The 18,638-nt window shown below is 61.3% G+C and carries 19 protein-coding genes; 16 read left to right on the top strand and 3 right to left on the bottom strand.

Annotated elements, in window-relative coordinates; all coding sequences use genetic code 11:
* Positions 1 to 54: 54 nt before the first annotated feature.
* Entirely contained in the window at positions 55 to 3,105 is a 3,051-nt protein-coding gene (rne, locus tag HS968_RS16925) for a ribonuclease E (protein ID WP_182367370.1), read from the bottom strand.
* A 581-nt stretch (positions 3,106 to 3,686) separates the two neighbouring features.
* Between rne and rluC the strand changes: the two genes are divergently transcribed.
* From rluC to sppA, 3 genes are read left to right on the top strand one after another with little or no spacing between them, the layout of a single operon-like run.
* Positions 3,687 to 4,640 carry a 23S rRNA pseudouridine(955/2504/2580) synthase RluC gene (gene rluC / locus HS968_RS16920; protein ID WP_106736335.1) on the top strand — a complete coding sequence of 318 codons (954 nt, stop codon included), beginning with the start codon at positions 3,687 to 3,689 and terminating at the stop codon, positions 4,638 to 4,640.
* Positions 4,633 to 5,328, top strand: coding sequence for an HAD-IA family hydrolase (locus HS968_RS16915; RefSeq protein WP_182367367.1), 696 nt, complete (start codon positions 4,633 to 4,635; stop codon positions 5,326 to 5,328). The genes rluC and HS968_RS16915 overlap by 8 nt, the downstream gene beginning before the upstream one ends.
* Positions 5,318 to 6,298 carry a signal peptide peptidase SppA gene (gene sppA, locus HS968_RS16910; RefSeq protein WP_179622005.1) on the top strand — a complete coding sequence of 327 codons (981 nt, stop codon included), beginning with the start codon at positions 5,318 to 5,320 and terminating at the stop codon, positions 6,296 to 6,298. The genes HS968_RS16915 and sppA overlap by 11 nt, the downstream gene beginning before the upstream one ends.
* Before the next feature lie 59 nt (positions 6,299 to 6,357).
* Here the strand turns inward: sppA and HS968_RS16905 are convergent, their stop codons facing one another.
* The gene (locus HS968_RS16905) at positions 6,358 to 6,939 is read right to left on the bottom strand and encodes a Maf family protein (protein ID WP_182367364.1); all 582 of its coding nucleotides are present in this window, start codon (positions 6,937 to 6,939) and stop codon (positions 6,358 to 6,360) included.
* A gap of 114 nt (positions 6,940 to 7,053) precedes the next feature.
* On the opposite strand from HS968_RS16905, the gene HS968_RS16900 reads away from it, so the two are divergent.
* The 13 genes from HS968_RS16900 to HS968_RS16840 all read left to right on the top strand — a co-directional run bounded on the left by HS968_RS16900 (position 7,054) and on the right by HS968_RS16840 (position 17,324).
* Positions 7,054 to 7,581, top strand: a complete 528-nt coding sequence (locus HS968_RS16900) for a YceD family protein (RefSeq protein WP_074675227.1) — start codon at positions 7,054 to 7,056, stop codon at positions 7,579 to 7,581.
* A 13-nt stretch (positions 7,582 to 7,594) separates the two neighbouring features.
* Entirely contained in the window at positions 7,595 to 7,777 is a 183-nt protein-coding gene (rpmF, locus tag HS968_RS16895; RefSeq protein WP_003245185.1) for a 50S ribosomal protein L32, read from the top strand.
* 3 nt (positions 7,778 to 7,780) lie between these two features.
* On the top strand, positions 7,781 to 8,791 hold the full coding sequence (plsX, locus tag HS968_RS16890; protein WP_182367361.1) for a phosphate acyltransferase PlsX: 1,011 nt from the start codon (positions 7,781 to 7,783) through the stop codon (positions 8,789 to 8,791).
* A gap of 129 nt (positions 8,792 to 8,920) precedes the next feature.
* Positions 8,921 to 9,859 (top strand): ACP S-malonyltransferase, encoded by a 939-nt coding sequence (fabD, locus tag HS968_RS16885; protein ID WP_182367358.1) that lies wholly within the window; start codon positions 8,921 to 8,923, stop codon positions 9,857 to 9,859.
* Positions 9,860 to 9,883: 24 nt separating this feature from the next.
* On the top strand, positions 9,884 to 10,627 hold the full coding sequence (fabG, locus tag HS968_RS16880) for a 3-oxoacyl-ACP reductase FabG (protein ID WP_090426132.1): 744 nt from the start codon (positions 9,884 to 9,886) through the stop codon (positions 10,625 to 10,627).
* Between the two features lie 228 nt (positions 10,628 to 10,855).
* Positions 10,856 to 11,092, top strand: a complete 237-nt coding sequence (gene acpP / locus HS968_RS16875) for an acyl carrier protein (RefSeq protein WP_003245177.1) — start codon at positions 10,856 to 10,858, stop codon at positions 11,090 to 11,092.
* 111 nt (positions 11,093 to 11,203) lie between these two features.
* Positions 11,204 to 12,448 (top strand): beta-ketoacyl-ACP synthase II, encoded by a 1,245-nt coding sequence (gene fabF / locus HS968_RS16870; protein WP_182367355.1) that lies wholly within the window; start codon positions 11,204 to 11,206, stop codon positions 12,446 to 12,448.
* Positions 12,448 to 13,263: an aminodeoxychorismate lyase gene (pabC, locus tag HS968_RS16865; RefSeq protein ID WP_182367352.1), complete on the top strand. Its 816-nt coding sequence runs from the start codon at positions 12,448 to 12,450 to the stop codon at positions 13,261 to 13,263. The genes fabF and pabC overlap by 1 nt, the downstream gene beginning before the upstream one ends.
* A gap of 3 nt (positions 13,264 to 13,266) precedes the next feature.
* Positions 13,267 to 14,322 (top strand): endolytic transglycosylase MltG, encoded by a 1,056-nt coding sequence (gene mltG, locus HS968_RS16860; RefSeq protein ID WP_106736328.1) that lies wholly within the window; start codon positions 13,267 to 13,269, stop codon positions 14,320 to 14,322.
* Between the two features lie 9 nt (positions 14,323 to 14,331).
* Entirely contained in the window at positions 14,332 to 14,964 is a 633-nt protein-coding gene (tmk, locus tag HS968_RS16855; protein ID WP_182367349.1) for a dTMP kinase, read from the top strand.
* Positions 14,957 to 15,949: a DNA polymerase III subunit delta' gene (locus HS968_RS16850; RefSeq protein ID WP_119692800.1), complete on the top strand. Its 993-nt coding sequence runs from the start codon at positions 14,957 to 14,959 to the stop codon at positions 15,947 to 15,949. The genes tmk and HS968_RS16850 overlap by 8 nt, the downstream gene beginning before the upstream one ends.
* A gap of 126 nt (positions 15,950 to 16,075) precedes the next feature.
* Positions 16,076 to 16,432 (top strand): PilZ domain-containing protein, encoded by a 357-nt coding sequence (locus HS968_RS16845; RefSeq protein ID WP_003245164.1) that lies wholly within the window; start codon positions 16,076 to 16,078, stop codon positions 16,430 to 16,432.
* Between the two features lie 109 nt (positions 16,433 to 16,541).
* Complete coding sequence (locus HS968_RS16840) at positions 16,542 to 17,324, top strand: TatD family hydrolase (RefSeq protein WP_106736325.1); 783 nt, start codon at positions 16,542 to 16,544, stop codon at positions 17,322 to 17,324.
* Between the two features lie 86 nt (positions 17,325 to 17,410).
* On the opposite strand, the gene HS968_RS16835 is transcribed toward HS968_RS16840, so the two are convergent.
* Positions 17,411 to 18,553, bottom strand: coding sequence for an IS481 family transposase (locus HS968_RS16835; protein WP_182371612.1), 1,143 nt, complete (start codon positions 18,551 to 18,553; stop codon positions 17,411 to 17,413).
* Between the last annotated feature and the right edge of the window lie 85 nt (positions 18,554 to 18,638).

Here is an 18,638-nt window from a genome sequence, read left to right as displayed (position 1 = left end):
AGAAATGAAAAGGGGGATGCCATGGCATCCCCCTTTTTCATCGTCGCTGAAGGATCAAACCTGAGGTTTGACCTCTTCCTTCTCGCGGCTTGCTTCTTCTTCCTGCTGCGGCTGCTCGACCACTTCGCTTGCAGTCTGCTCGCTGCTGGCAGGCGCGACTTCAGCGCTGGCTTCGGCTGCTGGAGTGGCCTCGCCCACGGCGGCTTCTGCTTCCACTGGGGCGCTTTCCACGACAGCAGGGGCTGCCTCGGCTACCACCGGTGTAGCGACAGCTGCTTCGGCGGCTTCGCGGGCCAGACGCTCGGCTTCACGCTTGCGGCGACGCACTTCACGCGGGTCGTTGGGGGCGCGACCGCCGGCGATCGGAGCGGCGGGTGCGGCTTCGACGGGCGCTTCGGTTACAACTGGAGCCTGTTCCGGCGCGGCAAGCTCGATCTCTACCTGGGCAGCGACTTCGGGCTGAGCGACGGGCTCTGGGACGTCGACCTGTGCCGGTGCCGGTGCGACCGGTGCAACTTCGGTCTCGACAACAGCGGCAGGTTGCTCGGCAGCCTCGACGACTTCCGCGGCTGCGACGGTTTCGCTGGTTTCACTTGCAGCAGGCTCTTGCTCCTGGGCAACTGCTGCTTGCTCAACGACCTGAGTCACGGGCACTTCGACCGGGGTAGGCTCGGTGGCGGCAGGGGCTTCTTCGCTAGCGACGTTGGCGCTGCTCTCGACGCTTTCGGCGACGACTGCGGCGGCAGCAACGGTAGCGGCGGCTGCGACCTGGCTTTCGCCTTCATCGGCTTCGGCGTTTTCGATCAGGTTACCGTCGGCATCACGCTGACGCTCACGACGGTTGCTGCGGCGACGCTGGCCACGGGAGCGACGGCGTGGACGCTCGCCATCATTGCTTTCCTGCTCGTCATCTTGCAGTTGCTCTTCGTTCGGCAGTGCTTCGTCCTGCAGCGCCTCGGCCTGCTCGGTACGTGGCTGGCGCTCTTCGCGCGGCGGACGTTGACGCTCTTGGCGCTCGCCACGGGGCTGACGCTCGGCACGCTCTTCGCGTTGCTCGTTACCGCCATCCAGCGGCTCGCGCAGTTCACGTACGCGTTCTTCACGCGGTGCACGCTCTTCGCGCGGCTTGCGCTCGCGGCGGTTCTCCTGGCCTTCACGCGGCTCGCGTGGGGCGCGTTCTTCACGCGGAGCACGCTCTTCACGAGGTTGGCGCTCTTCGCGCGGTTCGCGGGCCTGACGCTCTTCACGCGGAGCACGTTCTTCGCGCGGCTTGCGCTCTTCGTCGCGACGACCGCCGCGATTACGGCTCTGCTGACGACCGTTGCGGCGTTCTTCACGCGGCGGACGCTCGTTGCTCTTCTTCTCGACGACTGCTGGCTTGGCTTCTTCTTTGCCGGCGAACAGGCTGACCAGCGACTTCACCAGGCCTTTGAACAGGCTCGGCTCAGGCGCCTTGGTCGGGGCCAGTGGCGCTTGCGGCTCGGCTGCGACCGGAGCGCTGCTGCGCGGCGCGGCCTTGATTGCGGCCTCCTGGCGAACCAGGGTGCGCGTGGCGGCGGCCGGGTGAGCAGTGGCCTCTTCGGTTTCCGCAGTGGCGGCGATTTCGTAGCTGGTCTGGCCGCTCAGTGCTTCCGGGCTGTCGTCACGCAGACGCTGCACTTCGAAATGCGGCGTTTCCAGGTGATCGTTCGGCAGGATCACGATGCGCGCACGGGTGCGCAGTTCGATCTTGGTGATCGAGTTGCGCTTCTCGTTGAGCAGGAAGGCGGCGACCGGGATCGGTACCTGGGCGCGGACTTCGGCGGTGCGATCTTTCAGCGCTTCTTCTTCGATCAGGCGCAGGATGGCCAGCGACAGGGATTCGACGTCACGGATGATGCCTTGGCCGTTGCAACGCGGGCAGACGATGCCGCTGGTTTCACCCAGGGACGGACGCAGGCGCTGACGGGACATTTCCAGCAGGCCGAAGCGCGAGATGCGGCCGACCTGAACGCGGGCGCGGTCGGCTTCCAGGGCTTCACGCACCTTCTCTTCGACGGCACGCTGGTTCTTGGCCGGGGTCATGTCGATGAAGTCGATGACGATCAGGCCGCCGATGTCGCGCAGGCGCAGTTGGCGGGCGATTTCTTCAGCCGCTTCCAGGTTGGTCTGCAGTGCGGTTTCCTCGATGTCGCTGCCTTTGGTGGCGCGCGCCGAGTTGATGTCGATGGAAACCAGGGCTTCGGTCGGGTCGATGACGATGGAACCGCCGGACGGCAGCTTCACTTCACGCTGGAAGGCGGTTTCGATCTGGCTTTCGATCTGGAAACGGTTGAACAGCGGCACGCTGTCTTCGTACAGCTTGATCTTGCTGGCGTACTGCGGCATCACCTGCTGGATGAAGCTCAGGGCCTCTTCCTGGGCTTCGACGCTGTCGACCAGGACTTCGCCGATGTCCTGGCGCAGGTAGTCGCGGATGGCGCGGATGATGACGTTGGATTCCTGATAGATCAGGAACGGGGCAGGGCGGCTGGTGGAGGCTTCCTTGATGGCGCTCCACAGTTGCAGCAGGTAGTCGAGATCCCACTGCATTTCTTCGCTGGAGCGACCGAGGCCGGCGGTACGCACGATCAGGCCCATGTCGGCCGGCGCGTTGAGGCCGTTCAGTGCTTCGCGCAGTTCGTTGCGCTCTTCGCCTTCGATGCGGCGGGAGATGCCACCGGCACGTGGGTTGTTCGGCATCAGTACCAGGTAACGACCTGCGAGGCTGATGAAGGTGGTCAGGGCTGCGCCCTTGTTGCCGCGTTCTTCTTTCTCGACCTGGACGATGACTTCCTGGCCTTCCTTGAGCACGTCCTTGATGTTGACGCGGCCGCCTTCAGGAGACTTGGAGAAGTATTCGCGGGAGATTTCTTTGAGGGGGAGGAAGCCGTGACGTTCGGAGCCGAAGTCGACGAAGGCGGCTTCGAGGCTGGGTTCGACGCGAGTGATGCGGCCTTTGTAGATGTTGGCCTTCTTCTGTTCGCGGGCGCCGGACTCGATATCCAGATCGTAGAGTTTTTGGCCATCTACCAAGGCAACACGCAACTCTTCGGGCTGAGTTGCGTTAATTAGCATTCTTTTCATGTGGTACCAATGGATTCCGGGGCTACCGGAAGCCACGTTAGGCACACACGACTCTCAGGGTCGGTGTCAGGCGCGTCAGAAACGGTCGTAAATCGTTCCACTGTCGAGCGACGGCCAGTCATCAGAGGTGGCGGTCGCGACGGACGTCTCCTGCTTGCTGTGGTGACAGAAAGCACTCAGTCAGGAAGAGGAATCAACTGAAGGTCGCGGACGAGATGAGGCGTCTTTGATCAAGCCAGGGCTACGCAGGCCGACAGTTGTACATCTCCACCCTACACGTATCGCTGAAAATCGGGTGCCGCGCGCGGATTCCGCAGCGGTTGTCATTTACCGCGACCGCCTTGTCAGGGCGAGTCGCGCATCATACTCAAGGCGTTATTTCCGAACTCTTCGTGGCCACTTCGCGGCCTTTCTAACTCTGAAGAATCCGTCGGACGGCCTCACGTCCTGAATGGTTTGCGCGGGCAGGGGATGGCAAGGTTGGCGATCATCCGCAGGCCAGGCCGCTTTTGGCGGCGTTCGCGACTATATCAGTAATGATTAAGTGCTTCAATTCCATAAAAAATTGTTATGATTGCGCGATGACTACTCCTGCCTCTCCAACCTCCGGCGTTCAGCTGATCGAGGTTGCACCGGAACTCGCCGGCCAACGCATCGACAACTTCCTCAGGACACAGCTCAAAGGTGTGCCCAAGACCTTGATTTACCGCATCTTGCGCAAGGGAGAGGTGCGTGTGAACAAGGGGCGGATCAAGCCCGAATACAAACTCCAGGCCGGTGACATCGTGCGTGTGCCGCCGCTGCGTCTGGCTGAGCGCGATGAGCCTGAGCCGCTGGCGCAGGGGCTGCTCGAGCGCCTCGAAGCGGCCATTGTCTATGAGGACAAGGCACTGATCGTGCTGAACAAGCCGGCCGGTATTGCCGTGCATGGTGGTAGCGGCCTGAATTACGGGGTGATCGAGGCGTTCCGCCAGTTGCGTCCCGATGCCAAGGATCTGGAACTGGTACATCGGCTGGATCGCGATACCTCGGGCCTGCTGATGATTGCCAAGAAACGCAGCATGCTGCGCCATCTACATGAACAGTTGCGTGGCGACGGTGTCGACAAGCGCTACATGGCCTTGGTACGTGGCCATTGGGCAACCGCCAAGAAGCAGATCAATGCGCCATTGCAGAAGAGCAATCTGCGTTCTGGCGAGCGCATGGTCGAGGTCGATAGCGAGGGCAAGGAGGCGTTGACGCTGTTTCGTGTGCTGCGCCGTTTCGGTGAGTTCGCCACCTTGGTCGAAGCCAAGCCGGTGACTGGGCGTACCCACCAGATTCGTGTGCATGCCAAGCATGCTGGGCACTCCATTGCGGGCGACTCCAAGTATGGAGATGACGATTTCACTCGTGAAATCCGCGACTTGGGCGGCAAGCGCCTGTTCCTGCATGCCTACGAGTTGCATGTGCCATTGCCTGATGGCGGTGTGTTGAAGCTTGAGGCACCTGTGGATGAGATGTGGGCGAAAACCCTGGAGCGCCTGAGTGCCTGACTATCGGCTGCTGATCTTCGATTGGGACGGCACCTTGGTGGATTCCATCGGCCGTATTGTCGAGGCCATGCATCGTGCCGCTGACGTGGTTGGCCTGGTGCGCTGTAGTGACGCCGAGGTGCGCGGCATTATCGGCTTGGAGTTGGGGCATGCCATCCAGACCCTCTATCCGGAACTCCATGAGCCGGCTCGACTCGAAGTCATCCGTCGCGCCTACAGTGAGCAATACCTGCTGCTGGAGCGTGAACCCTCGCCGTTGTTCGAGGGTGTGAAGGAGTCGCTCGAAGCATTTCGTGAGCAGGGTTATCACTTGGCGGTGGCGACGGGCAAAGGGCGCAATGGTCTGCATCGTGTGCTGGCGGATAAAGGGTGGCTGGACTATTTCGATGTCACGCGCTGTGCGGACGAGACTGCCGGCAAGCCCGATCCGCGCATGCTGCACGAGATTCTGGCGCACTGCGGCGTGTCTCCTGAGCGTGCGCTGATGGTTGGGGATTCGACTTTCGATCTGTTGATGGCGCGTAATGCGGGTGTCGATAGCGTTGCTGTCGGGTACGGTGCTCAGCCGCTGTCGGTGCTGCGTGAGTGTGGGCCGCGCCTGGCTATCGAGCAATTCAATGAACTGCGTACGTGGCTGGAGAGTTATCCGCTACGGCGCGAAGCAAAGGTGAGCGAACATGTCGGATGAGTGGAAGTCATCGGCCTCCTCCCAGGGCGAGGATGCCAAGAGCTGGAAGCTGCTGGAAAAGGCCTTATTGTCCAGTGTGCAGGAGCAGCGACGTTCGCGGCGCTGGGGGATCTTCTTCAAGTTCCTGACTTTCATCTATCTGTTTGGCGCATTGGTGCTGTTCCTGCCGATCCTCGATCTGAAAAAGACCTCGACGAGCGAAGGGCATACGGCATTGATCGAGATTCGCGGGATGATCGCCGATCGCGAGGAGGCCAGTGCGGACAAGGTGGTCGGTAGTCTGCGTGCCGCCTTCGAGGATACTGGCACCAAGGGTGTGATCCTGCGCATCAATAGTCCGGGCGGCAGTCCGGTGCAGTCCGGCTACATCTATGACGAGATCCGCCGTCTGCGTGGTGAGTACCCGCAAACCAAGGTGTATGCGGTGATCTCCGATCTGGGGGCTTCGGGCGCCTATTACATTGCCAGTGCGGCGGACGAGATCTATGCCGACAAGGCCAGTCTGGTTGGCTCCATTGGTGTGACTGCGGCCAGTTTCGGTTTTGTCGAGACGATGGAAAAGCTCGGTGTCGAGCGTCGCGTCTACACCTCGGGTGAGCACAAGGCGTTTCTCGATCCCTTCCAGCCGCAAAAGGAAGAAGAGACCCGTTTCTGGAAGACCGTTCTCGATACCACGCATCGTCAGTTCATCGACAGTGTGAAGAAGGGGCGTGGTGAGCGGCTGAAGGCGGACGAGCATCCCGAACTGTTCTCCGGGTTGGTCTGGTCGGGTGAGCAGGCGCTGCAGTTGGGGTTGGTCGATGCGCTGGGTAGTGCCAGCTATGTCGCACGCGAAGTGATTGGTGAGAAAGAGTTGGTCGACTTCACTGTGCGTGATACGCCGTTCGATCGTTTCGCCAAGCGCCTGGGAACCAGTGTCGCGGATCGTATTGCACTGTGGATGGGCTTCCAGGGGCCGGCGCTGCGTTAGGGCGTGGCCCCGTAGGGCGGGTGAAGCCCGTCGACCGAGATTGGTGGGTTGCACCCGCCCTACGGCACTTCTATTCCTTCGTTGATCAGCATGTCCACCAGGCGAATGAGAGGCAGGCCGATCAGGCTGCTGGCATCTTCGCCTTCGGTGCTGCGAAACAGGCTGATGCCCAGTCCTTCGGATTTGAAGCTGCCGGCGCAGTCGAATGGCTGTTCACGTTGCAGGTAGCGCAGTATCTGTGTGTCGCTGAGCGAGCGGAAGTGCACGGTAAAGGGCACGCAATCGACCTGGCAGCGACCGCTCTGGCTGTTTAGCAGTGCCAGGCCTGTGAGAAAAGTCACGCTGCTGCCGCTGGCGGCGCGCAGCTGCTTCTGGGCGCGCTCCAGGTCGTGGGGCTTGCCGAGAATCTGCCCGTCGCCGAGTACGGCGACCTGGTCCGAACCGATGATCAGGTGGTCGTTGTATCGCTCGGCCAGTGCGCGCGCCTTCTCCTCGGCCAGGCGTTTGACCAGGTCGATGGCAGTTTCATCTTCGCGGCGGGTCTCGTCGATGCTCGGTGATTGCCAGGTGAAGGGCAGTTGCAGGCGGTCGAGCAGTTCGCGGCGATAGGGTGAGCTGGAGGCGAGCAGCAGTGCAGGCACGGTCTCTTCCTTCTTTTATATAGAGGGGCGGCAAATTCTACTGACCTCGCCCCTGTGGTGACAGGCTGAATTTCCTTTGACAGAGGCAGGGTGCATCCCTAGAATGCTGCGCCTATGTTGAATGGGCCGATTCCACCTCACGTTGATCCGCGCAAGCTCGCCGACCGCGAAGCTACCCTTGAAGGGCAGCTCGAACTGGCCAGCCTGCAGCGTCTCTGCGACCCGCTTGCCGATACGGCTGGCGTGGTGCAGGCGAAGTTTCATTTCGCCCGTGATGAGCAGAAAACTGTGGTTATCCGCAGTGAGCTCGAGGTTGAGGTCAAAATGGTCTGCCAGCGTTGTCTGGAGCTGGTCGCGCTACCCATCCGCAGCGAATGTGAATACGCAGTGGTTCGGGTTGGAGCGAACACTCAGTCCTTGCCGAAGGGCTACGACGTGCTGGAAGTGGGCGAGGAGCCGCTGGAGCTGCTCGGTCTGGTCGAGGAAGAGTTACTTCTCGCACTGCCGATCGTTCCTGCTCATGCCCCAGGTGATTGCCAGCAGCCGGACGGTCTCGATGAGCCCGAGCCAGGCGAGGACGAGGTATCGCGGTCCAACCCGTTCAGTGTATTGGCGCAGTTAAAGCGTGACCCAAACGTTTAGGAGTTAATGAGTTATGGCTGTTCAGCAGAACAAAAAATCCCGTTCCGCCCGCGACATGCGTCGTTCGCACGACGCTCTCGAGGCCAGCACCCTGTCCGTAGAGAAGAGCACCGGTGAAGTTCACCTGCGCCACCACGTTTCTCCGGAAGGTGTGTACCGCGGTCGCAAAGTGATCGACAAGGGCGCTGACGAGTAATCCTTGTCCGCCTCGATCATCGCGATTGATGCAATGGGTGGGGACTTCGGTCCCCGCTGCATTGTTCCGGCCTGCATTGCTGCGCTGGCCGAATTCCCCTCGCTACATCTGGCCCTTGTCGGCCAAGCCCCCCTTATCGAAGAACAGCTCGCTCGCCATTCTGGCGTCGATCGCGCTCGCCTGCAGGTTCATCACGCCAGCGAAGTGATCGCCATGGACGAGCGTCCGGCCCAGGCCTTGCGTGGCAAGCCCGATGCCTCGATGCGTGTGGCGCTGGAGATGGTGCGTCAGCGCCAGGCGCATGCCTGCGTCAGTGCCGGCAATACCGGTGCGCTGATGGCGTTGTCGCGCTATGTGCTGAAGACGCTGCCGGGTATCGACCGGCCCGCCATGGTCAGCCCGATTCCCACCGAGCGTGGCCACTGCTACTTGCTGGATCTGGGTGCCAACGTCGACTGCAGTGCCGAGCACCTCTACCAGTTCGCCATCATGGGCGCCGTGGCGGCCGAGACGCTGGGCGTGTCTCGACCACGAGTCGCTTTGCTCAATGTCGGTACCGAAGACATCAAGGGCAATCAGCAAGTGAAGTTGGCGGCCAGTCTGCTGCAGCAGGCTCGTGGGCTGAACTTCATTGGCTATATAGAGGGCGATGGGGTGTATCGCGGTGAGGCCGATGTAGTGGTGTGCGACGGCTTTGTCGGCAACATCCTGCTCAAATCCAGCGAAGGCCTGGCGCGGATGATTACCGGGCGGGTCGAGACGCTGTTCAACGAGGGTTTCTTCGCTCAGGCGGTAGGCGCCTTGGCGATGCCGTTGTTGCGGCGACTCAAGGCTGATCTGGCGCCGGCAAGACACAATGGCGCGAGCTTTCTCGGTCTGCAGGGCATTGTCGTCAAGAGCCACGGCGCGGCTGGGCAGGAGAGCTTTCAAAGCGCCATCCGTTGTGCGTTGCGCGAAGTGCAGGAAAATTTGCCGCAGCGACTGCATGGTCGACTTGAAGACTTGTTGTTGTAGACTCGTCGCCTTCGTTGGCCAGGACACATCGCCTGGAATGTGACCGCGACACGCGGCTTGCCATCCAACTGTCAGTTTTCTGCGCCGGATTCGTTCTGGTGTGGTTTTTTCGACTCAAGGGACTTTTTCATGTCTGCATCCCTCGCATTCGTCTTCCCCGGTCAGGGTTCGCAAGCCCTGGCCATGCTCGCCGATCACGGTGCCCAGCAGAAGCTGGTGCTCGATACGTTCGGCGAGGCCTCTGAAGCGCTCGGCTATGACCTCTGGGCATTGACCCAGCAAGGGCCGGAAGAGCAACTGAACCAGACCGACAAGACTCAGCCGGCCATTCTCACCGCTTCCATCGCCTTGTGGCGCCTGTGGCAGGCCGAGGGCGGCGCCAAGCCGGCATTCGTCGCCGGTCATAGCCTGGGTGAATACTCCGCTCTGGTGGCTGCTGGCAGCATTGGCTTGGTCGATGCCGTGAAGCTGGTGGAGCGTCGTGGTCAGTTGATGCAGCAGGCCGTACCGGCCGGGCAGGGTGGTATGGCTGCCATCCTTGGTCTGGAAGATGCCGATGTGCTGGCCGCTTGCGCCGAAGCGGCGCAGGGCGATGTGGTCAGCGCAGTGAACTTCAATGCGCCGGGTCAGGTGGTGATCGCAGGTAGCGCTGCTGCCGTCGAGCGCGCCATCGAGGCCTGCAAGGCGCGTGGTGCCAAGCGCGCCATGGCACTGCCGGTCAGCGTGCCGTCGCACTGTGCGCTGATGAAGCCGGCCGCCGAGCGTTTCGCCGAGTCGGTCGAGGCCTTGAACTGGCAAGCGCCACAGATTCCGCTGGTACAGAACGTCAGTGCCGCAGTGGTATCGGATCTGAACACTCTCAAGGCCGACTTGCTGGCGCAGCTGTACAGCCCGGTGCGTTGGGTCGAGTCGATGGTGCGTCTGTCCGAGCAGGGCGTGACCGACCTGGTCGAGTGCGGCCCAGGCAAGGTACTGAGCGGTCTGAACAAGCGCTGCGTCAAAGGCATCAATACCCATAATCTGGATACCCCCGACGCTTTCGCCGCTGCTCGTGCAGCTCTGGCCTGAAACGGGTTTTGAAAGGAGAAGAACATGAGTCTGCAAGGTAAAGTCGCGCTGGTCACTGGCGCCAGTCGTGGTATCGGCCAGGCAATCGCCCTGGAGCTGGGCCGTCAGGGCGCCATCGTCATCGGCACCGCCACCAGTCCTTCGGGCGCCGAGCGCATCGCCGAGACCCTGAAGGCCAATGGCGTCGAAGGTGCCGGCCTGGTGCTCGATGTGAGCAACGACGAATCCGTTGCCACCACCCTCGAACACATCCAGCAACATCTTGGTCAGCCGCTGATTCTGGTCAACAACGCCGGCATCACCCGCGATAACCTGATGCTGCGCATGAAGGACGACGAGTGGCATGACGTCATCAACACCAACCTGAACAGCCTCTACCGTCTGTCCAAGGCCGTGCTGCGCGGCATGACCAAGGCGCGTTTCGGGCGCATCATCAACATCGGCTCCGTGGTCGGTGCGATGGGCAATGCCGGTCAGGTCAACTACGCAGCAGCCAAGGCCGGTCTGGAAGGTTTCAGCCGTGCCCTGGCGCGTGAAGTCGGTTCTCGCGGTATCACGGTCAACTCGGTAGCGCCTGGTTTCATCGATACCGATATGACTCGCGAACTGCCGGAAGGTCAGCGCGATGCACTGCTGACGCAGATTCCGCTGGGCCGTCTGGGTCAGGCAGAAGAGATCGCCAAGGTGGTCGGTTTCCTGGCTTCCGATGGCGCAGGTTATGTCACAGGGGCTACTATCCCGGTGAACGGCGGTATGTACATGAGCTAAAAAGGGCGCCTTCGAATGATCGAAGGCTCTCGAATGTGACGCGAGCCATCAGAAAACTGTCATAGTGGCTGTCTAAAATCCGTTATAAAGCTGCAACAGGTTTATAGACAGATCGTTGAAGTGTTCCTGGGGGCTCCCCGGCATTCAGCTTGAAATGCTAAAAACCCTTTCTATACACTTGGCCGCTACCAGCTGCCTGGATTTGTCCAATAGGAGTGAAAACAAGGTATGAGCACCATCGAAGAACGCGTCAAGAAAATCGTTGCCGAGCAACTTGGCGTCAAGGAAGAGGAAGTCACCAACAGCGCTTCCTTCGTTGAAGACCTGGGTGCCGACTCTCTTGACACCGTTGAGCTGGTGATGGCTCTCGAGGAAGAATTCGAGACCGAGATCCCGGACGAGCAAGCCGAGAAGATCACCACCGTTCAGGAAGCTATCGACTACGTGACTGCCCACGCGCAATAAGTCACAGTCAGCTTTCTGACCGAGAGAAGCCGCACTGCCCTAATCAGGCGTGCGGCTTTTCTTTACGTGCAAGGCGCCTGCAGCGCCTGAGTAGAACAAGAGGAGATTGCTGTGTCGCGTAGACGCGTCGTGGTTACCGGTATGGGCATGCTGTCGCCGCTGGGTAACGATGTGCCGAGCAGCTGGCAGGGCATTTTGGCCGGGCGCAGTGGCATCGGTCTGATTGAACACATGGACCTGTCCGCCTACTCCACCCGTTTTGGCGGGTCGGTCAAAGGTTTCAATGTCGAGGAGTACCTCTCCGCCAAGGAGGCGCGCAAGCTCGACCTATTCATTCAGTACGGCCTCGCTGCGTGCTTCCAAGCAATGCGTGACTCCGGTCTGGAGGTCACTGACGCCAATCGTGAGCGTATCGGCGTGGCCATGGGCTCCGGCATCGGCGGCCTGACCAATATCGAGAACAACTGCAGATCGCTGCATGAGCAGGGGCCGCGGCGTATTTCGCCGTTCTTCGTGCCGGGCTCGATCATCAATATGATTTCCGGCTTCCTGTCGATCCATCTGGGTCTGCAGGGGCCGAACTACGCCATTACCACGGCGTGCACCACGGGTACCCATTGCATTGGTATGGCCGCACGCAACATCGCCTATGGCGAAGCTGACGTGATGGTTGCCGGTGGCGCCGAGATGGCTGCCTGCGGTCTGGGTATGGGTGGTTTCGGCGCTGCTCGCGCACTGTCGACTCGCAACGATGAGCCGACCAAGGCAAGTCGTCCCTGGGACAAGGGTCGTGATGGTTTCGTGCTCTCCGATGGTTCTGGCGCCCTGGTGCTGGAAGAGCTGGAACATGCCAAGGCGCGTGGCGCCACCATCTATGCCGAGCTGATTGGCTTCGGCATGAGTGGCGATGCCTTCCACATGACTTCGCCGCCCGAAGATGGCGCCGGTGCTGCCCGCTGCATGAAGGCGGCGCTGCGTGATGCTGGCATCAATGCCGATCAGGTGCAGTACATCAACGCTCACGGCACTTCGACCCCGGCTGGCGATATCGCCGAAGCCGCGGCAGTCAAGAGCGTGTTCGGTGATCACGCCTACCAGCTCTCGGTCAGCTCGACCAAGTCGATGACCGGCCACCTGCTTGGCGCCGCTGGTGCGGTGGAGGCGATCTTCAGCGTGCTGGCGATCCGTGATCAGGTCGCGCCGCCGACGATCAACCTGGACGAGCCGGACGAAGGCTGCGATCTGGACTTCGTTGCGCATCAGGCCAAAGCCAGGCCGATCGAGATCGCCCTGTCGAACTCCTTCGGCTTTGGCGGCACCAACGGCTCGCTGCTGTTCCGTCGGTTCAACGGCTGATGCGCAGCTGGGTCAACGGCGCGCCCGGCGAGCAGTTGTCGGTTCGCGACCGTGGCCTGGCTTACGGCGATGGTCTGTTCGAGACCATCGCCGTGCGCGGTGGGCGTATCCCGCTGCTGGCGCGACATTTGGCGCGCCTGGCCGATGGTTGTCGGCGCCTGTCCATCCCGCTCGATCTGGCGCAGATGGAGGCCGAATTACAGGCCTTCGCTGCGCAGCTCGGCGAGGGGGTGGCCAAGCTGGTCGTCACCCGCGGCGAGGGGCAGCGAGGTTACGCACCGCCACAACCCTGCCAGCCACTGCGTATCCTGCAGGCGGCTCCGCTGCCGCAGTATCCCGCTGTGCATGCCGAGCAGGGCGTGCGTCTGTTCCCCTGCGTAACCCGGCTGGCCGAGCAACCTGTATTGGCCGGACTCAAGCACCTCAACCGCCTGGAGCAGGTATTGGCGCGTGCCGAGTGGCAGGATGCCGAGTGCGCCGAAGGGCTGATGCGTGACAGCAGCGGCCGTGTCATCGAAGGGGTGTACAGCAATCTGTTTCTGGTCGTGGCCGGCGGGCTGGTCACTGCCGATCTGTCGCGCTGTGGGGTGGCCGGTGTGATGCGCGCCGAAATCCTGCAGCAGGCGCAGTTGCTCGGGTTGTCCATCGAGTTACGCGATATTTCCTTCGCCGAACTGCTGAGTGCGGACGAAGTCTTTCTCTGCAACAGCCTCTACGGCATCTGGCCTGTGCGGGCGCTGCAAGAGCGACACTGGTCGGTCGGGCCGCTCACCCGTAAACTGCAGGCCATCGTTTGCGACCTACTGAGTAAATAACTGGTGCTACGCAAGATTTTGGTGCTGCTCGAATGCGGCGTGCTGCTGGCTGCGTTGCTGGTGGTGGGAGCCGCCTGGCAACAGCAGAGGGCGCTGGAGCAACCCCTGCATCTGACTGAAGAAATGCTGCTGGAGGTGCCGACCGGTGCCACCCCGAGCGGTCTGCTCAATCGCCTGGAGGCGGAGGGCGTGATCGACAATGCCCTTTGGCTGCGTCTTTACTGGCGATTCAACCTGCGCGCGCCAGCCTTGCACAGTGGCGAGTATCGACTGCTGCCCGAGCACACTGCCAAGGACATGCTTGGTCTGTGGCAGCGTGGTGAAGTGGTGCAGTACAGCCTGACCCTGGTCGAGGGCTGGAATTTCCGCCAGGTGCGTGCTGCGTTAGGTCGCCAGGAGCGCCTTGAGCAGCGTCTGGCCGATCTTACCGACGCCCAGTTGATGGAGCGTCTAGGTCTCGCCGGACAGAACCCGGAAGGACGCTTCTTCCCCGATACCTATCGCTATGTGCGCGGTATGAGCGATGAGGATCTGCTCAAGCAGGCCAATGCGCGTCTCGAAGCCGTACTGGCTGAGGAATGGCAAAAGCGTGCCGAGGGCTTGCCCTATCGTGAGCCCTACGATGCCTTGATCATGGCGTCGATGATCGAGAAGGAAACCGGCGTACCCGAGGAGCGCGGTGAAATCGCCGGGGTATTCGTGCGCCGCCTGCGCATCGGCATGCGTCTGCAGACCGACCCCACGGTGATCTACGGTATGGGCGAGCGCTACAACGGCCGTATTACCCGTGCCGACCTGCGTACGCCGACGCCCTACAACACCTACACCATCGATGGCATGCCGCCCACGCCGATCGCCATGGTCGGCCGTGAGGCGATCAATGCGGCGCTCAATCCGCTCGATGGTTCCACGCTGTATTTCGTCGCACGAGGCGACGGCAGCCATGTGTTCTCCAGAACCTTGGACGAGCACAACCGCGCGGTGCGCGAATACCAGCTCAAGCGCCGTGCCGATTACCGTTCCAGCCCCGCACCACGCGCGGCTGCCGACACTGAATAAGGGCAATCCGTGACCGGTCTGTTTATTACTCTGGAAGGCCCGGAAGGCGCCGGTAAAAGCACCAATCGCGAGTACCTCGCCGAGCGTTTGCGCGAGCAGGGCGTCGAGGTGCTGCTGACCCGTGAGCCGGGCGGTACGCCGCTGGCCGAGCGTATTCGCGAATTGCTCCTGGCACCCAGCGACGAGCCCATGGCGGTCGATACCGAGCTGCTGCTGGTATTCGCCGCGCGTGCCCAGCATCTGCAACAGGTCATTCGCCCGGCCTTGGCCAAGGGCAGCGTGGTGCTGTGTGACCGTTTCACCGATGCCACATACGCCTACCAGGGCGGTGGGCGAGGGCTGTCCATCGAGCGCATCGCGCAACTGGAGCAGTTCGTTCAGGGTGAGTTGCGCCCGGATCTGACCTTGATCTTCGACTTGCCGGTCGAGGTCGGTCTGGCGCGTGCGGCTGCACGTGGCCGTCTGGATCGCTTCGAGCAGGAAGGTCGTGGTTTCTTCGAGGCGGTACGTCAGGCCTACCTGCAACGCGCTGAGCAGGCACCGCAGCGCTACCGCGTGCTGGACGCCGGGCAGACCCTGACTCAGGTGCAGGCCGATATCGATGCCTTGCTGCCGAGCCTGCTGGAGGCCTGCCGTGGCTGAAGTCTATCCCTGGCAGGAGACGCTCTGGCAGCAATTGGCCGGGCGTAGTCAGCATGCCCATGCCTACCTGCTGCATGGCCCGGCGGGCATCGGCAAGCGTGCGCTGGCCGAGCGCCTGATGGCCAGCCTGTTGTGCCAGAAGCCGAATGCGCTGGAGGCTTGCGGTAATTGCAAATCCTGCCACCTGCTGGCTGCTGGCACTCATCCGGATAACTTCGTCCTCGAACCCGAGGAAGCGGACAAGCCGATCAAGGTCGATCAGGTGCGCGAACTGGTCGAGTTCGTGGTGCAGACCGCTCAGCTTGGTGGGCGCAAGGTGGTGCTGCTGGAGCCGGCAGAGGCCATGAACCTCAATGCGGCCAACGCCTTGCTCAAGAGCCTGGAAGAACCGTCCGGCAATACCGTTTTGTTGCTGATCAGCCATCAGCCCAGCCGCCTGCTACCGACCATCAAGAGCCGTTGTGTTCAGCAGGCCTGCCCACTGCCGAGCGAGGCGATGAGTCTTGCCTGGCTGGCCAAGTCGTTGCCCGATCTGGGTGACGAAGAGCGTGCCGATCTGCTGACCTTGGCTGCGGGTTCGCCTTTGGCGGCGTTGCGTTTGCAGGAGCAGGGCGTGCGTGAGCAACGAGCCCTGGCTGTGGATGGCGTGAAGAAACTGCTCAAGCAGCAGGTGGCGCCGAGCCAATTGGCCGAGAGCTGGAAAGCGCTGCCGATGAACCTGTTGTTCGACTGGTTCTGTGATTGGGCGCAACTGATGCTGCGCTATCAGCTGACTCAGGATGAACGAGGGCTTGGCCTTGCCGATATGCACAAGGTCGTGCAGTACCTGGCGGACAAGACGCCGCAGTCCAGGGTGTTGGCGATGCAGAGCTGGCTACTGGAGCAGCGTCAGAAAGTGATGGGCAAAGCCAACCTCAACCAGGTGCTGCTGCTGGAGGCTCTATTGGTGCAGTGGGCGGCATTGCCTGGTACCGACCGCCGTTGATGCAAGGTTCTGGCGGATTCGGCAGGGCGTCACATTCTGCTAGCAGTATGCTGGCCAGCGGTTTGCACGCGAGCCCGCACAGGCCCTAGAATCGGGCACTACGCAATAGCTGCCAGGAATGCGCCAATGAGCCTGCCACCCAATCTGGGCCCCCGTAACGGAATTCTGTCCCTGACCATCAAGGACAAGTCCGTGCTCTATGCGGCGTACATGCCTTTTATCAAGAATGGCGGCCTCTTCATCCCCACCAACAAGAGCTACAAGCTTGGTGACGAAGTGTTCATGCTGCTCAACCTGATGGACGAGCCGGAAAAGATTCCGGTGGCCGGCAAGGTAGTGTGGATCACCCCGAAAGGCGCCCAGGGCAACCGCGCTGCCGGTGTCGGCGTGCAGTTCAATGACGGTGACAACACCGCGCGCAACAAGATCGAGACCTACCTGGCCGGTGCGCTGAAGTCCGACCGCCCGACCCATACGATGTAAGTCATCTGGCCGCGAACTCGTATCGTCGCGGCTAAAGCCCCTCCCGCACGACCAGGCATCCGCCGCTTTCGATTACAATTCGGGCTTTGTCATTGCCCGAGTTGTCGCTGTGCTGATCGATTCCCACTGCCACCTAGACCGTCTCGACCTCGCCGCCCATGGCGGTTCGCTGGATGCTGCCCTGGACGCGGCGCGTGCCGCAGGTGTTGGCCATTTCCTGTGCATCGGCGTGAGTGCCGACAACGCCGCAACAGTGAAGAACCTGGCCGAGCGTTACCCGGATGTCGATTGTTCGGTTGGCGTTCACCCACTGGATCTCGAGCCTGGCGCTGAGCCTGCTCTGGATTGGCTGCTCGGCGAGTTGGCGCATCCGAAGGTGGTGGCCATCGGCGAGACGGGGCTGGACTATCACTACGAGCCGGAGTCCGCCGCGTTGCAGCAGGCCTCGTTCCGGCTGCATCTGGACGCCGCGCGTATCACCGGCAAACCGGTGATCGTGCATACCCGCGAAGCCCGCGCCGATACCCTGGCATTGCTGCGCGAAGCGGCGCTGCCGCAGGCCGGCGTGCTGCACTGTTTCACCGAAGACTGGGAAATGGCCAAGGCGGCGCTGGATATCGGTTTCTATATTTCGCTGTCCGGTATCGTCACCTTCCGCAATGCCGAGGCCTTGCGCGAGGTGGCGCGTCAGGTGCCGGTCGACCGTCTGCTGGTGGAAACCGACTCGCCTTATCTGGCGCCGGTGCCCCATCGTGGCAAACCCAACCTGCCGCAATATGTGCGTGAAGTGGCCGAGTACCTGGCCGTGCTGCGTGGCGTGAGTTACGAGACGCTTGCCGAGCAGACCTCGAGCAACTTCAAACGTCTGTTCCCGCTGGCGAGCGTGGCCTGACACACAACGAACTGTAGGGTGCGCCATGTGTTCAGCCGGGGGACATGGTAAACACCTGTCGGGAGACATGGGTAACAGGTTGATGATCATGTTGCCCGTTGCCTCAGGTCTATTTGACGCAGCGTTTTGCGGATGAATACCACATCGTAGACACCCTCTTCAGCGGTTGAGCGTATGGCGACCTTCTCTCCATACAGACCTCCGCTTACGAAGACGTTGAGCCCTTTGAAATACACCTGCCCGGTCTGACGTACGTTTACAACGTGATCTCCCGGTTCATATTCGATGGCTGGCAGTTGCTCCGGGTAGTTTCGTGGACTTGGCCGATAGCGCTCTATGGGCGGCCGTTGATCAAGTGCTTCATGCGGACGGTAATGGTTGTACTCGTCTCGCCAACGGCTCATCACTTGCTGACAATGCTGCAAGTCGCTGAACGCGCGATGCAGCACTTCGCGTTTGAGTGTCTGGTGGAAGCGCTCCAGCTTGCCCTGAGTCTGTGGATGATGAGGTCGGCTATGGCTGACTTCGATCCCCAGCCGCATCAGCCAAACCTCCAGCTTCGATAGCCCACCGGCAATATTCGAACCCCAAGGCGGCCCATTGTCGGCGGTGATACGCAGCGGCAAGCCGTACTGACGGAAAACCTCGATCAGATGTGGTTTGACCAGTTCCAGTCGCTCTCCCTGGCAGGCTTGCAAGCAGAGCGAAAAGCGCGAGTGATCGTCCAGCAGGGTCAAGGGATGACAACAAGGCGAACGGCGATCATTGAGGGGGACGTTACCCTTGAAGTCGATCTGCCAGAGGTCGTTCGGGTTGGGATGCTCGAAACGGCGGTTAGCCGGCGCTTGCGACTGTTCATTGTGGTAGAGGACGTGGCAATCGTAGCGCTTGAGGATTGCGTCGATGGTGCTGTGGTGAGGCGGATCAATAGCTGCAGTCATCAACAAGCTTCGCAGTTTGCGAGCGCCCCAATAGGGATAGCGGTGGTGCAATTGCACCACCGTTTGTTCCAGCTTCGGATCGCTACGCCCTGGACTGCTCAGAGGACGCCGAGATCGATCCTGCAAGCCTGCATCGCCTTGCTCACGGTACCGAGCCAGCCACTTGTAGCCAGTTCTGGGACTGATGCCATACCGCCGACAGAGCTCCCGCACATTACTTTGGGGCTGCCCCGCCAGCAGAACAAACTCTCGCCTTATCGACATAGTGCTTCGCTCCAGCCACGGCATCATTCGATCTCCCAATTCGATGAACACCGTAAGCCTAAATGCGTTACCTATGTCTCCCGACACCCGTTACCTATGTCCCCCGGCT

It is taken from the genome of Pseudomonas berkeleyensis, from assembly GCF_014109765.1.
GTDB classification, from domain to species: domain Bacteria; phylum Pseudomonadota; class Gammaproteobacteria; order Pseudomonadales; family Pseudomonadaceae; genus Aquipseudomonas; species Aquipseudomonas berkeleyensis.
The sequence above is the reverse complement of the archived record's forward strand: the minus strand, read 5'-3'. Positions and strand labels throughout refer to the sequence as shown.